The 13,362-nt window shown below is 73.1% G+C and carries 13 protein-coding genes and 1 pseudogene; 8 read left to right on the forward strand and 6 right to left on the reverse strand.

Translation table 11 applies throughout. The annotated features are described in order from the left end of the window. Positions 1 to 569: 569 nt before the first annotated feature. Positions 570 to 1,223: a C39 family peptidase gene (locus tag ACQP1S_RS24685; RefSeq protein WP_432899731.1), complete on the forward strand. Its 654-nt coding sequence runs from the start codon at positions 570 to 572 to the stop codon at positions 1,221 to 1,223. A gap of 102 nt (positions 1,224 to 1,325) precedes the next feature. Here the strand turns inward: ACQP1S_RS24685 and dusB are convergent, their stop codons facing one another. From dusB to ACQP1S_RS24715, 6 genes are all read right to left on the reverse strand, one after another. Next, a complete protein-coding gene (gene dusB, locus ACQP1S_RS24690; protein WP_432908281.1) occupies positions 1,326 to 2,417 on the reverse strand; it encodes a tRNA dihydrouridine synthase DusB in 1,092 nt (363 codons plus the stop codon). Positions 2,418 to 2,617: 200 nt separating this feature from the next. Next, positions 2,618 to 3,415 (reverse strand): hypothetical protein, encoded by a 798-nt coding sequence (locus ACQP1S_RS24695; RefSeq protein WP_432899734.1) that lies wholly within the window; start codon positions 3,413 to 3,415, stop codon positions 2,618 to 2,620. Positions 3,416 to 3,437: 22 nt separating this feature from the next. Further along, a complete protein-coding gene (locus ACQP1S_RS24700) occupies positions 3,438 to 5,153 on the reverse strand; it encodes a hypothetical protein (RefSeq protein WP_432899737.1) in 1,716 nt (571 codons plus the stop codon). Between the two features lie 113 nt (positions 5,154 to 5,266). Further along, a complete protein-coding gene (locus ACQP1S_RS24705; protein ID WP_432899740.1) occupies positions 5,267 to 6,646 on the reverse strand; it encodes a glycine--tRNA ligase in 1,380 nt (459 codons plus the stop codon). Positions 6,647 to 6,763: 117 nt separating this feature from the next. Beyond that, the gene (locus tag ACQP1S_RS24710; RefSeq protein WP_091238983.1) at positions 6,764 to 7,237 is read right to left on the reverse strand and encodes an Rv0361 family membrane protein; all 474 of its coding nucleotides are present in this window, start codon (positions 7,235 to 7,237) and stop codon (positions 6,764 to 6,766) included. Between the two features lie 171 nt (positions 7,238 to 7,408). After that, positions 7,409 to 7,750: an antibiotic biosynthesis monooxygenase family protein gene (locus ACQP1S_RS24715; protein WP_091238490.1), complete on the reverse strand. Its 342-nt coding sequence runs from the start codon at positions 7,748 to 7,750 to the stop codon at positions 7,409 to 7,411. 27 nt (positions 7,751 to 7,777) lie between these two features. Between ACQP1S_RS24715 and ACQP1S_RS24720 the strand changes: the two genes are divergently transcribed. From ACQP1S_RS24720 to ACQP1S_RS24750, 7 genes and pseudogenes are all read left to right on the forward strand, one after another. Then, a complete protein-coding gene (locus ACQP1S_RS24720) occupies positions 7,778 to 8,035 on the forward strand; it encodes a DUF6703 family protein (protein ID WP_091238494.1) in 258 nt (85 codons plus the stop codon). 54 nt (positions 8,036 to 8,089) lie between these two features. Next, positions 8,090 to 9,043 carry a metal ABC transporter substrate-binding protein gene (locus tag ACQP1S_RS24725; protein ID WP_432899745.1) on the forward strand — a complete coding sequence of 318 codons (954 nt, stop codon included), beginning with the start codon at positions 8,090 to 8,092 and terminating at the stop codon, positions 9,041 to 9,043. Beyond that, the gene (locus ACQP1S_RS24730; RefSeq protein WP_432899748.1) at positions 9,040 to 9,801 is read left to right on the forward strand and encodes a metal ABC transporter ATP-binding protein; all 762 of its coding nucleotides are present in this window, start codon (positions 9,040 to 9,042) and stop codon (positions 9,799 to 9,801) included. Before ACQP1S_RS24725 ends, ACQP1S_RS24730 begins: the two co-directional genes overlap by 4 nt. A gap of 3 nt (positions 9,802 to 9,804) precedes the next feature. Continuing rightward, the gene (locus ACQP1S_RS24735) at positions 9,805 to 10,671 is read left to right on the forward strand and encodes a metal ABC transporter permease (RefSeq protein WP_091238500.1); all 867 of its coding nucleotides are present in this window, start codon (positions 9,805 to 9,807) and stop codon (positions 10,669 to 10,671) included. A 43-nt stretch (positions 10,672 to 10,714) separates the two neighbouring features. Next, positions 10,715 to 11,017 (forward strand): annotated as a pseudogene (locus tag ACQP1S_RS24740) (ArsR/SmtB family transcription factor); the annotation flags it as partial. 67 nt (positions 11,018 to 11,084) lie between these two features. Beyond that, positions 11,085 to 11,690: a hypothetical protein gene (locus tag ACQP1S_RS24745; RefSeq protein WP_363669583.1), complete on the forward strand. Its 606-nt coding sequence runs from the start codon at positions 11,085 to 11,087 to the stop codon at positions 11,688 to 11,690. A gap of 147 nt (positions 11,691 to 11,837) precedes the next feature. After that, entirely contained in the window at positions 11,838 to 13,328 is a 1,491-nt protein-coding gene (locus ACQP1S_RS24750) for a cellulose binding domain-containing protein (RefSeq protein ID WP_432899753.1), read from the forward strand. Positions 13,329 to 13,362 lie beyond the last annotated feature (34 nt).

The following is a 13,362-nucleotide window of genomic DNA, read 5'->3' on the forward strand; positions in this document are numbered from 1 at the left end:
GGGGTGCCGATGGGTGTCGTCAGTGGCGACGATCCGATGACGGATCGGCCCACAGGGGGTGACGGGGACCACCCGCAGGGTGGAATCGTCGGCCGGCCGGGGTCGTTACATCCGGTATCCGCGATCGCCCCGGCCGGTCCGCCGACACGACCCGGGTCCGCCCCGGCGGGCAGCCTGGCGCCATCCCGCCATCCCGCCAACGCCGTCAGCCCGGCCAGTAGCGCCCCGCCGCCCGGCCGGCGCAGCCCGCCCGGGCCGCCCGGGCCGCTCGGTCCGCACAGCCCGCTCGGCTGGTCGGCTGGTCGGGCTACCTGCACGTCACCCAACACGCACGTCACCCTGACGGCCGCCCGGTCCGAAAGCGGGCCGCGGAATGCCTGATCCACCGGGTCGGTTGCACATCCTCGGGTCGGCATCCCCACGATCGCCGTCCGATCTTCCTCTTCACCTGCCGATGCGGCACGACCGCACCTGCCGATGCGGCGCACCTGCGACGCGGCACGACCTCGCCGTCCCGCACCCCCTGCGGACCGTGCGGGGACCCCCGAGATGCAGAGGAGCACGACATCATGCGTACCGACATCCTGCGTAAGACCGTGCTGACCGCTGCCGGCCTGGCCGCCACCGCCGGTGGTATCGCCGGCCCCGCGTTGGCCGCCCAGGCCGCCGAGACCACCCGACCCGCCGCCGCCGTCCAGGCCGACCGCAAGCCCGCCGGCGAGCGTGAGCTGAAGGTCGACTATGCCGCCCAGCCCAACTTCTACTACTGCGGCCCCGCCGCCACCCGCAACGCCCTGAGCGTCCAGGGCAAGAAGATCGACGTCGACGCCATGGCCAAGGAGATGGGCACCACCGAGAGTGGCACCGACAGCATCAACGACATCACCCCGGTGCTGAACAAGGAGATCGGCCGCAACGCGTACCGCAGCACCGAGATCCCGGCCGACAAGGTCGACGACAAGCGGATCGCGCAGCTGCGTGCCGACATCGTCCGGGCCGTGGACGACGGCCGGGCCGTGGTCGCCAACATCGCCGGCACCGCCACCGACACCGACGGCAACACCCACGCCTTCGAGGGTGGCCACTACATCAGCGTCGTCGGCTACCGCGACGGTGGGCGGGTCGCGACGATCGCCGACTCCGCCAACCCGGACACCGCCTCCTACCGGATCGACGTCGACGAGCTGGCCCACTGGATCGCCAGCCGCGGCTACGCCTCCTGACCTGTCCCACCGATCGCCGAAAGGGCCGACCCCCACAGGGGTCGGCCTTTTCGCTGTCAACACGAACGGACGCCGGCACGAACGGGGACGTCGTGGCGCTGCTCAGCCGCCCGAGTCGTCCAGCTCGGCGCCCTCGGGAACGGTGTCGTCGTCCCGGCTGGCCAGCCAGCCCTCCGGCAGGAAGACCTTGCCGGGAGAGTTCGTCCGGCCGCGCGGCTGGCCGAGGGCGGCCACCGGGAAGGGTTCGGCCGCATCGAGCTTGCCGAGCAGGTCGTCCAGCTGGGCCAGGCTCTCGATCATGGCCAGCTCCCGACGCAGGTCACTGCCCACCGGGAAGCCCTTCAGATACCAGGCGACATGCTTGCGGAAGTCGGTGCAGCCGTCCCGCTCGCCCCGGGAAGGGGTGCGCGAGCCGGCGGTGAACTGGTCCACCAGCAGTTCGGCATGCCGGCGCATGGTCACGGCGACCTCGCCCAGGGTGGGCAACCGGCGCTCCGAACGGCCGTCGAACGCGGCCTCCAGGTCGGCGAAGAACCACGGCCGCCCCAGGCAGCCACGGCCGACCACCACCCCGTCCACCCCGGTGTGGGCCACCATCCACAGCGCGTCGTCGGCCTCCCAGATGTCGCCGTTGCCGAGCACCGGCACGTCGAGCGCCTGCTTGAGGGTGGCGATGGCGTCCCAGTCGGCGGTGCCGGAATACCGCTGCGCGGCCGTCCGCCCGTGCAGGGCCACTGCCGCGACCCCGGCGTCCTGGGCGGCCAGCCCCGCTTCGACGTACGTCAGGTGGTCGTCGTCGATGCCCTTGCGCATCTTGACGGTGACCGGCACCCCCGCGGGTGACGCGGCGTCCACGGCGGCCCGCACCAGCCGGGCGAAGAGCCGCCGCCGCCAGGGCAGGGCCGAGCCGCCGCCCCGGCGGGTCACCTTCGGCACCGGGCACCCGAAGTTGAGGTCGATGTGGTCGGCGAGGTCCCGTTCCACCACGATCCGCACCGCGGCGGCGGTCACCTCCGGGTCGGTGCCATAGAGCTGGAGGCTGCGCGGCCGCTCGTCGGCTCCGAAGGCGATCATGCGCAGGGTCTTCGGGTTCCGCTGGACCAGCGCGATCGTGGTGATCATCTCGCAGACGTAGATTCCACCGCCCTGCTCCCGGCAGAGCTGCCGGAAACCGACGTTGGTGATGCCGGCCATCGGCGCGAGCACCACCGGCGGCCACACCTGGTGGGGGCCGATGGTGAGCGGGCGCAGAACCGGAGCGGGACGGGTCACGTACCCCAGAATCCCATGCCCGCGGTGGCCCGCCCACCGCCGGTGGCCGGTCGCCGCCGCGACGGTGAGCGAACTCGCACCACGACGGTGAGCGAACTCGCACCGCGACGGCGACCCGTCGGTCAGTAGCCCCGGGCCGGACGGGTCAGGATCAGGGCCGAGACGTCCACGATCACCGCGGTCGCGGCGCGGACATGGACGGCGAACGCGGCCGGGTCACGGTCGTAGGGACCCAGCGGCACCTCCACCAGGTTGGACAGGATCTGGTTCGGCCCCCACCAGTTCAGCGAGGAGGTCTCCGGCATGGTCACCCCGGCCTGGAAGGCGGTGAGCACTCCCCCGGAGACCGTGTTCGCCACGGTGACGTTGAGGTAGGCGCCGACCGCCATGCCGTCGGACGCCCCCGGGACCCGCCCCACGGTCAGGTGCAGGGTCCGACCCGCCTGCAACCTGCCCGACACCACCCCGTCGGCGCCGGCGAGGACGTTGGCGGAGTAGCTGGCCAGCGCCCGGGTGTCCACCAGCCGCACCGGGGGTACGGCGACGGTGCGGTTGGCCCAGCGCGACGTGTTGACGTAGGCCCGCCGGCCGCTCCGGCCACCGATCACCAGGTCGGCTACCGGAGTCACGGCGAGTGACCCGGTCGGCAGCTCCGCCGGGATGGCGTTCTCCGGCGTCGGGGACAGCCGCAGCATCGGGCTGGTGCCGCCCAGCGCCAGCGTCGGGTTCGCCGACGCGCCACCGACCAGTAGCGTCTCGGCCGTACCCGCGTCGTTGACCTGGCCGCCGATCACCGCGGCACCCGGCGCGGCATCGGCCGGCGTGCCGACCAGCGCCGCCGCGCCGACGCCGACGCCGGCGGCGACGCCGGTCCGCAGGACCACCCGGCGGGTGGTGGACGACGTCTCGTCGGTGCTCATGGCGCTCTCCCCGGTTCCGTGGTCACGCATCGGCCCGCACCGCCCGGTCGCCGCGCTCGGCGGCCTGCCTGATCGCCCGGGCCCGCGCCCGGCGGCCGTCGGACCCGGCGGCGGTACGGACCGACGTCGGGATGTTGATGACGGCGGACTCCGGGTGGTGGACCAGCAGGCCGGTCACGTCGAGGATCACCGCCGCCGCGCTCTTCTGCAGATAGATGCCGACCACGTCCGGGTGGTAGTCGCCGCCGACCGTCTCGTAGCCGCCGAGCTGCGTGATCACCCCGTTGGACAACAGCTGGCCGGGGGCCGCCCAGTTGATGGTGGAGGCGGTGGGCAGGCTGCCGGTGCCCCACACCGTGGCGAAGCCACCCTGGGTGGTGTCGGCCACGGTGATGTTGCCCAGCATCCCGTCGCCGTACTCGACGATGTCGCGCAGGTGCACGATCAGCAGCGTCTCGGCCAGCACCCGGCCCCGGGCGTCGATCCGGCCGGCACCCTCCAGCAGTCGGGCCCGGCCGGCGGCGCTGCGGGTGTCGAGGATCCGGGTGGGCGAGACGGGCACCAGCATGGTCGCGTTCGCCGTGCTGAACGCGGCGTACGTGGGGTGGCCCACGGAGCTGCCGTTGCCGACGTACAGCCCGCCCGGGTCGACGGCGATGGCACCCACGTCGATGGTGCTGAGCTGGTGGCTGTCGCCCCGGGTCAGCTCCAGGGTCGCCCCGGTCGCGTTCCGCAGCGCCAGGGTGGCGGCACCGTCCGGGGCGGCGCTGGTCACCGTCGTGACACCGGGGCTGTTCGGCAGGCCGATGACGATCGGCTCGCCCGGGGCGGCCGCCGCCGGGGCAGGGTCCACCGGGGTCGCGGCGGGGGCGGCACCGCCGCTGCCCGCGACGACCTGGCTCGGGTGGCCGACCAGCAGGCTGGTCAGGTCGACGATCACGTGGGTAGGTGCGGAGACCTGCACCGTGAGCACGCTGCGGTACCCGCCGACGGCACCCAGCTCGGCGAAGAGGAAGTTCGACAGGATCTGACCGGCGGCCGACCAGTTCACCGTGGACGCGGTCGGCCTGGTGCCGCTGCCCCACGCCGTCAGGAAGCCCGGACCGGTCATCCCCACCACGGTCACGTTGCCCTTGAGGGCGTAGCCGTCCCGGACGAGATGGTCCAGGCTCAACACGATCGGGTTGCCGGGGGTGAGCCGGCCCGTCGGGTCGAGCGTCGAGGCGCCCGAGACGATGGTGCGGCGCAGGTCCGGGTCCCGGCTGTCCAGCACCCGGGTCGGCCGCACCGGGACCGAGGTGGTCGCCCACTCGCTCGTCCACACCCAGCTGTTGACCTCGTTGCCCGAGGGGCCGGCCTGCACGAACAGGTCGCCCGACGGGTCCACCGCGACGGTGCCGGACGCCGAGTCCAGCATCTGCGGATAGATCTTCTCGCCGGGCACCAGCCGCAGCGGCGCACCGGCGGTGTTCCGCAGGGTGAGCCCGGCGTAGCCGAGGCTGAGCGTGGTGGTCGCCGGGCCGGCGTCGTTGGTCGTACCCATGGTGAGGTGGTCGCCCGGGGCGGCCTGGGCGGTGCCGGGCAGGCCGACCGTGGCGGCGACCCCGGCCCCGGCGGTGGTGACGGCGACCGTGGCGGACCGACGCAGCAGGCGGCGGCGGTCCGGATCATGGTCAGGTTGCGACGCGCGCGCCATTCCCACCCCCGTGTAGAGATTCAGCACCGGGAATGCTGGCACGGCCCACCCACCCGCTCAAGGACCGGACGGCCAGAGAACTCGACCGATGCCGCAAACGCGTACCGGCCCCGCCCCGGGTCGGTGGGGCGGGGCCGGTACGACGGCGGGCGTGGTCAGCAGCCGGGCAGCCGCTCGATCAGGTAGCGCTCGACCTGGTCCAGGGCCACCCGCTCCTGGGTCATGGTGTCCCGGTTCCGCACGGTCACCGCGTCGTCGTCGAGGGTGTCGAAGTCGACGGTGACGCAGAACGGGGTGCCGATCTCGTCCTGCCGACGGTAGCGGCGGCCGATCGCCTGCGAGTCGTCGAACTCGACCACCCAGCGCTTGCGGAGCTGGGCGGCGAGCCCCTTGGCCTTCGGGGAGAGCGCCTCGTTACGCGACAGCGGCAGCACCGCCACCTTGACCGGGGCCAGCCGGGGGTCGAAGCGCATCACGGTGCGCTTGTCGACGCCACCCTTGGTGTTCGGCGCCTCGTCCTCGTCGTACGCCTCCAGCAGGAACGCCAGCACCGCGCGGGTGAGGCCGGCGGCCGGCTCGATGACGTACGGCACCCACCGCTCGTTCTTGGTCTGGTCGAAGTACGACAGGTCCACGCCGGAGTGCTTGCTGTGCGTGGACAGGTCGAAGTCGGTGCGGTTGGCCACACCCTCCAGCTCGGCGAACTCCGTGCCGCCGAACCGGAACCGGTACTCGATGTCGACGGTGCGCTTCGAGTAGTGCGAGAGCTTCTCCTTGGGGTGCTCGTAGAAGCGCAGGTTCTCCTCGGACAGGCCCAGGTCGAGGTACCAGTTCCAGCGCTCCTGAAGCCAGTATTCGTGCCACTGCTCGTCGGAGCCGGGCTCGACGAAGAACTCCATCTCCATCTGCTCGAACTCCCGGGTCCGGAAGATGAAGTTGCCCGGGGTGATCTCGTTGCGGAACGACTTGCCGGTCTGCGCGATGCCGAACGGCGGCTTCTTGCGGGCGGCCGTCGCCACGTTGTTGTAGTTGACGAAGATGCCCTGGGCGGTCTCCGGGCGCAGGTAGTGCAGGCCCTCGTCGCTCTCCACCGGGCCGAGGTGGGTCTTCATCAGACCGTTGAACATCTTGGGCTCGGTGAAGGTGCCCTTGTTGCCGCAGTTGGGGCAGTTCAGCTCCTGCAACGAGGTCAGCGGCTTGCCGTGCTTCTCGACGTACGCCTCTTCGAGGTGGTCGGCGCGGAACCGCTTGTGGCAGGACTGGCACTCGGTCAGCGGGTCGACGAATTCGGCGAGGTGGCCGCTGGCCTCCCAGACCTTGCGGGCCAGGATGACCGCCGAGTCGAGGCCGACGACGTCGTCGCGCTGCTGGACCATGGCCTTCCACCACTGCCGGCGGACGTTCTCCTTCAGCTCCACGCCGAGCGGGCCGTAGTCCCACGCCGATCGGGTGCCTCCGTAGATCTCGCTGGAGGGGAAGACGAAGCCTCGGCGCTTGGCGAGGCTGACGACGGCGTCGATACGGTCGGCTGGCATGGGTTTCCTCCTACGCCGGCTGGCGGTCGGCGGGGACGTGAGGTGAATGGGACCGAACGGTTCGGGACAACGGTACGACCAGCAGCGCCCCGGGCCCAGCAGAATACCGCTGCCGGCTCAGCTGACCCCGCAGACCTCCATGCCACCGGTCTGCTGGTCGGCGGCGAGGGTGACCTGCTGGGTGCCCCGCCCGCCACCGTTGAAGGTGACGTCGACCGGCACGGTCAGGGTCTGCGGGTCGACGTCACCGACCCGGTAGCTGGCGACGGCCGGCTCCTCGGCGATCCGGCGGGTGAACTCGCCCCGGGACTCCCGCCGTCGCGCGTCGTCGCAGAGCTTCTCGTACGCCTTGCCGTACTGCTTGTCGACCAGGGCACGGTAGTAGTCGTCGGTGACCGCCTGACCCTGTTCCTCGATCGCCTGCACGTTGCTGACCACCAGCCCGACGGCCGCTGCGCCGCCGCCTCCGCAGCAGATCAGCAGGGCGATCGCCCCGACGCCGAGCCCCAGCCAGAGCCGCTTGCGGCGACCCTCGGTGGGCGGGGCGGCGAACGGCGGGGCCACCCCGGGCCCGGGGGGCGGAGCGGGCACACCCGGATCACCCGGGGCGGTGGGCACCCCCGGGGCACCCGGCGGGGCGGGCACGCCCGGGGCACCCGGGGCGACCGACGGCGGGGTGCCGTCCGGGCCGGGTGTCGCGGGGTACGGCGGTGGGGCTGCCGGGCCGGGAGCGGTCATAGGAGCAGGGTAGTGCCCCCCGGCTCAGCGGTGCGGACGCGCGGCCCGATCGCTGTCGACCACCACCACCTCGCCGTCGGGGGCGGCACCGGCCAGCCTCTCGTACGCCGAGGGCTCGTCGACCGACTCGGCGAGCAACGGCACGGCGGTGATCTTGACGTCGAACCCGCCCAGCGCCCGTCGGTAGGTCCCGACCGACTCCCACTCGGTGAGCAGGCACCAGTGCCGGGGGTCGTCGAGGGCGCGCAGGAGTTCACCGCGCAGGTAGCCGGGGCGGGCGGCGAGCGCGGCCAGCGCGGCGTGCGCCCGGGCGGTGAAGTCGTCCGACGCCTCGACGGCGACCACGAACCGGTTGGTGACCAGCACCGGGTTCCTCCTCGTAGAGTCTGTGGGATGCAGCCTACGCAGCGCCCCCTGCTGGCCCGGTTGGCCCGGGCGAACCCGACGTCGGTGTTCCTCGCCGCCCTGGCGCTGGTGCTGGTGGCGCTCTTCGCGCCCGGCCCGGTCGGCGGGTTGCTGTTGTTGGCGCTGGCCGCCGGGCTGGCCTACCTGCTGGCCACCACCTGGCCGGTGCAGGCGCCGCAGACCCGGCTGCTCCGGTTGGTGATGTTGACGTTGCTGGTCACGGTGGCCCTGGTCAAGCTCTTCTGACATGCACTCATGCGTTTTTGACAATCATTCTCGTTTTCACGGACAGTTGCCGACATGACCGCCCGCACCCTGCCCCGCGTCCTGACCGCCGCCGCCACCGCCCTGCTCGTCCTGGCCGGTGGCACCGCCTGCTCGACCGACGTGGCCGGGGCCGATCCGGACCGGGTGGACGTGGTCGCCGCCTTCTATCCCCTCCAGTTCGTCGCCGAACGGGTCGGTGGGGACGCGGTCACCGTCACCAACCTCGCCAAGCCGGGCGCGGAGCCGCACGACCTGGAACTCAACCCCCGGCAGGTCGGCCAGGTCAGCCAGGCCGAGCTGGTCTTCTATCTCAAGGGCTTCCAGCCGGCGGTGGACGAGGCCGTCGCGCAGAACGCCGCCGACCGGGCCTTCGACGTGACAGGAGTCGCGCCGCTACTCGACGCGACAGCCGGCGGACACGAGCACGAACACGAGGGTGAGTCCGATCACGCCGAGGAGGAGGGCGGCGGCAAGGACCCGCACCTCTGGCTGGACCCGACCCGGCTGGCCACCGTCGCCGACAAGCTGGCCGAACGGCTCGGCACCGTCGACCCGGACCGGGCCGCCGACTTCACCACCCGGGCCCGGACGCTGCGCGGCGAGTTGGAGAAGCTCGACACCGAGTACGCCGCCGGCCTGAAGACCTGCCAGCGGCGGGAGATCGTGGTCAGCCACGCCGCCTTCGGCTACCTCGCCGAGCGTTACCGGCTGGAGCAGATCGGCCTCACCGGGCTCACCCCGGACACCGAGCCCGCCCCGCAGCGGCTGGCCGAGGTCGCCCGCGAGGCCCGCGAGCACGGCGCCACCACGATTTTCTTCGAGACGCTGGTCAGCCCGAAGGTGGCCGAGACCATCGCCGCCGAGGTCGGCGCGAAGACCGCGGTGCTGGACCCGATCGAAGGGCTCTCCGCTGACGGGGGTGGGGACTACCTTTCGGTGATGCGCACCAACCTGACCTCGCTCCGTACCGCCCTGGGGTGCTCGTGACCACACCCGTGATCCAGGTCGGGCACGCCTCGGTCGGCTACGACGGCCGCCCGGTGCTGCGGGACGTCTCGCTGACCGTCACCGCCGGCGAGGTGGTGGCCGTGCTCGGGGCCAACGGCTCCGGCAAGTCCACCCTGATCCGCGCCGTGCTCGGGCTGGTCCCGCTCGGCACCGGCACGGTCACGCTGTTCGGCGTCCCGCAGCGCCGGTTCCGGCAGTGGCACCGGATCGGCTACGTCCCGCAGCGGCTCGGCGCGGGCAGCGGCGTACCGGCCACCGTCCGCGAGGTGGTGGCCTCCGGGCGGCTGGCCCGCCGGGGGGTGCTGCGCCCACCCGGCCGGGCCGACCGGACCGCGGTCGAGGCGGCGCTGCGCGCGGTCGGGCTCGCCGACCGGGCCCGGGACCCGGTGGCCACCCTCTCCGGCGGCCAGCAGCAGCGCACCCTGATCGCCCGCGCCCTGGCCGGCGAGCCGGAGCTGCTGGTGCTCGACGAGCCGACCGCCGGGGTCGACGCGGCCAGCCAGGAGGCGTTCGCCGGGGCGCTGCACGAGTTCGTCGGCACCGGCGGCACGGTGCTGCTGGTCGCCCACGAGCTGGGGGCGCTGCGCCCGCTGATCAGCCGGGCCGTGGTGGTGCACCAGGGCGGCGTCTGCCATGACGGCGCGGTGCCGGAACCGGCCGGGCACCACGCCGAGCCCGACCACGACCACGTGCACCCGCACGGTCCCGAGGAGCCCGCCGGGCTGTGGAGCAGCTGAGCAATGGACCTCTTCCAGTACGACTTCATGCAGCGGGCGCTGCTCGGCGCCCTGGTGATCGGGTTGACCGCCCCGGCCCTCGGGATCTATCTGGTGCAGCGGCGGCTGGCCCTGATCGGTGACGGCATCGGTCACGTCGCGCTCACCGGCGTCGGTGCCGGCCTGCTGCTCAACCGGTCACCGGTGCTGGTGGCGGTGGTCGCGGCGATCCTCGGCGCGGTCACCATCGAGCTGGTCCGGGCCCGGGGCCGCACCTCCGGCGACCTGGCGCTGGCGCTGCTGTTCTACGGCGGCATCGCCGGTGGCGTGATGCTGGTCGGCCTCTCCGACGCCAGCAGCGCCAACCTCAACGCCTACCTGTTCGGCTCGCTCACCACCACCTCGCCCGCCGACCTGACCACCATCGCGGTGCTCGGCGCGACCATCGCGGTGCTCATGCTGGCGCTGCGCCCGGCGCTCTTCGCGGTCTGCCACGACGAGGAGTACGCCCGGGTCGCCGGGCTGCCCGTCCGGGCGCTGAACCTGCTGCTGGCGGTCGCCACCGCGGTCACCGTCACGATCGCCATGCGGGCCGTCGGCGTGTTGCTGATCAGCGCCCTGATGGTGGTGCCGGTGGCCACCGCGCAGCAGGTCACCCGGGGCTTCCGCAGCACCATGACGGCGGCCATGGCGCTCGGCCTGTTCGCCGCCGGGGCGGGGGTCTGGGTGGCAGCCACCGCCGACACCGCCCCCGGCGCCTCGGTGGTGCTGCTGGCGATCGGGTCCTTCCTCGTGGTGGCGCTGGCCGCCGCCGGCTGGCGGGTGCTGCGCCGCCGGGCCACCCCGGCCGTCGCCACCACCCCGGAACCGCACGAGGTGGTGCTCCGGTGACGCCGACCGACGAACCGCCACCGGTATTGGTTACCGTTACGGGGTGACCGGCACCCAGGGCTACGACGCGTTCGAGGGCGCGGGCGAGCTGCTCCGGGCGCTGTCCGCCCCGATCCGGCTGGCCATCGTCAGCGAGCTCGCCCAGGGTGAGCGGTGCGTGCACGAGCTGGTCGAGCAGCTCGGTGCCCCGCAGCCGCTGGTCTCCCAGCACCTGCGGGTGCTGCGCGGCGCCGGGGTGGTGCGGGGCTCCCGGCGCGGTCGGGAGATCGCGTACGCCCTGGTCGACGAGCACGTCGCGCACATCGTGGCCGACGCGGTCAGCCACGCCGGGGAGGGGCCGTCGTCCCCCGCCGAGCCGGCTCACGGGCGACCGGAGGGTGCCGGCCGCCCCGCGTCGTGGCACGCTGTCGGCCGTGAAGGTCTACGCTGACCGGCTTCCGGTCCTCCTCCGTCAGGTCGTCACCGACCTGCTCGTCGTCGCCTGGGTCTACGGGGCGATCCGCTTCGCGATGTGGCTGTACGACCTGGTGGAGAAGCTCGCCGTACCCGGGCAGAAGCTGGAGGGGGCCGGCGGTGGCCTCGCCGACAACCTGGCCGAGGCCGGCGGCAAGGTCGGTCAGCTGCCGCTGGTCGGCGACGAGCTGACCGGCCCGTTCGCCAAGGCCGCCGACGCCGCCCGGGCGATGGCCGAGGTCGGCCGCGACGAGCAGGAACTGGTCGGCCAGCTCGCCTGGGCACTGAGCATCGCCGTGCTGGTGTTCCCGCTCGGGCTGGTGCTGTTCGGCTGGCTGCCGCTGCGGCTGCGCTGGATGCGCCGGGCCGCCTCGGCGAAGGCCCTCGCCGCCGGCCCGGCCGGGAGGGACCTGCTGGCCCTGCGTGCGCTGACCAGCCAGCCGCTGCGCCGGCTGACCAGGATCGATCCGGACGTGGCCCAGGCGTGGCGGCGCGGCGACGACGCCACCGTCGACGCGCTCGCCGCCCTGGAGCTGCGCCGGCTCGGCCTCCGGACCGGCCGCTAGGCCCGGGCCGGGCGGCGACCGGCCCGGGGCGCGACCGGCGGGCCGGCCCGCCGCCGGTTGTGCCTCCGCACCGGAGAGGCTTAGATGACGATAAATGTCTTAAGCCTGGAAGCCGTCGGCGTGGACGGCCCGGAAGGGAAGCGATCCATGTCCGTGTCCCGCAGTCGGTCGATCGTCACGGCCGGGGCAGCCTGCCTGGTGGCGATGCTGGCCGCCGCACTCATCGCCCTACCGTCGGCGCAGGCCGCCACCGGTGACGGCTCCCCCACCGACGCGAACATCGCCTTCGTCGGCCGCTGGGACCGCAGCAACAGCACCGCGTACGTGCCGAACTGGGCCGGCGCCTATCTGCGGACCGGATTCACCGGCACCACGGTCAAGCTGCGGCAACGTCGCGCCATCGACCTCTACTACAGCATCGACGGGGCTGACTTCAGGTACCTGACCAACGTCAGCGGCACGGTGAACCTGACCCCGACCCCGCTGCGCGCCGGCAACCACACGCTGGTGGTGTCGTACCGGGTGGTCGCCGGCTCGTACACCGGGGACGCGGTGTTCCAGGGGCTGACCCTCGACTCGGGCGCGCGTACCCTGCCGGCGGCGGTGCGGCCCCGGCTGATCGAGTTCGTCGGCGACTCCATCACCCTCGGCACCACCTCGTCCCGCACGGCGCTGACCGCGTACGGCTGGCTGACCGGGGAGCAGCTCGGCACCGAGCACACCCAGCTCGGCTACGGCGGGGGTTGCCTGGTGGCCACCGCCGACGGCTGCGTCAGCGTGGCCAGCCAGTTCCTCCGCACCGGATACTCGGCCACCAGCCCCACCTGGGACTTCACCCGTTACCAGGCGGACGCCGTGGTGATCAACCTGGGCACCAACGACCGCAGCCACGGGGTGAGCGGCGCGGACTTCCAGAACCAGTACGCCACGTTCATCCGTACCGTGCGGAGCAAGTACCCGCGCGCGGCGATCTTCGCGCTGCGCACCTTCAGCGGCCGGTACGCCGCGGAGACCGCCGCCGCCGTCACGGCGGTCACCGGCGGCGGGGACCGCAACGTGTTCTACGTGGACACCACCGGCTGGCTGCCCGCCGACGGGCTGAGCGACTCGGTGCACCCGAACGACACCGGCCACCGGGCGATCACGGCCCGGCTCGCCCCGATCGTCGCCGCGAAGCTGACCACCACCCCGACGCCGACCCCCACCACCCCACCGACCACCACCGCACCCCCCACCACCACGCCGCCCACCACCACGCCACCGGTCACCACCGCGCCGCCCACCACCCCGCCCGTGACCACGCCGCCGGCCGGCGGGACCGGGTGCGGCGTCGGTTACGCGGTCACCGGGCAGTGGCAGGGCGGCTTCCAGGGCGAGGTGACGATCCGCAACACCGGCGCCACCCCGATCGACGGGTGGACGCTCCAGTGGACGTTCGCCGACGGCCAACGGGTCAGCCAGGCGTGGAACGCCAGCTACACGCAGAGCGGCGGCACCGTCCGCGTGACCAACGTCAGCTGGAACGGCGCGATCGCGGCCGGGGCGACGGTGAGCTTCGGCTTCCTGGCCGACGCCACCGGCGCGAACAGCCGACCCGCCGGGTTCGCCCTCAACGGCACCGCCTGCGCGGTCTCCTGACGGGCCGCCCGCTGCGCAGCGCCGACCGCAGCCC

The organism is Micromonospora matsumotoense, from assembly GCF_050951065.1.
Classification (GTDB): domain Bacteria; phylum Actinomycetota; class Actinomycetes; order Mycobacteriales; family Micromonosporaceae; genus Micromonospora; species Micromonospora matsumotoensis.

Excerpts from the sequence above, each read along its gene's own strand:
- ACQP1S_RS24685 (WP_432899731.1), top strand. The coding sequence starts at position 570 with ATGCGTACCGACATCCTGCGTAAGACCGTGCTGACCGCTGCCGGCCTG.
- dusB (WP_432908281.1), bottom strand. The coding sequence starts at position 2,417 with ATGGCCGGCATCACCAACGTCGGTTTCCGGCAGCTCTGCCGGGAGCAG.
- ACQP1S_RS24750 (WP_432899753.1), top strand. The coding sequence starts at position 11,838 with ATGTCCGTGTCCCGCAGTCGGTCGATCGTCACGGCCGGGGCAGCCTGC.
- ACQP1S_RS24695 (WP_432899734.1), bottom strand. The coding sequence starts at position 3,415 with ATGAGCACCGACGAGACGTCGTCCACCACCCGCCGGGTGGTCCTGCGG.
- ACQP1S_RS24705 (WP_432899740.1), bottom strand. The coding sequence starts at position 6,646 with ATGCCAGCCGACCGTATCGACGCCGTCGTCAGCCTCGCCAAGCGCCGA.
- ACQP1S_RS24735 (WP_091238500.1), top strand. The coding sequence starts at position 9,805 with ATGGACCTCTTCCAGTACGACTTCATGCAGCGGGCGCTGCTCGGCGCC.
- ACQP1S_RS24720 (WP_091238494.1), top strand. The coding sequence starts at position 7,778 with ATGCAGCCTACGCAGCGCCCCCTGCTGGCCCGGTTGGCCCGGGCGAAC.
- ACQP1S_RS24725 (WP_432899745.1), top strand. The coding sequence starts at position 8,090 with ATGACCGCCCGCACCCTGCCCCGCGTCCTGACCGCCGCCGCCACCGCC.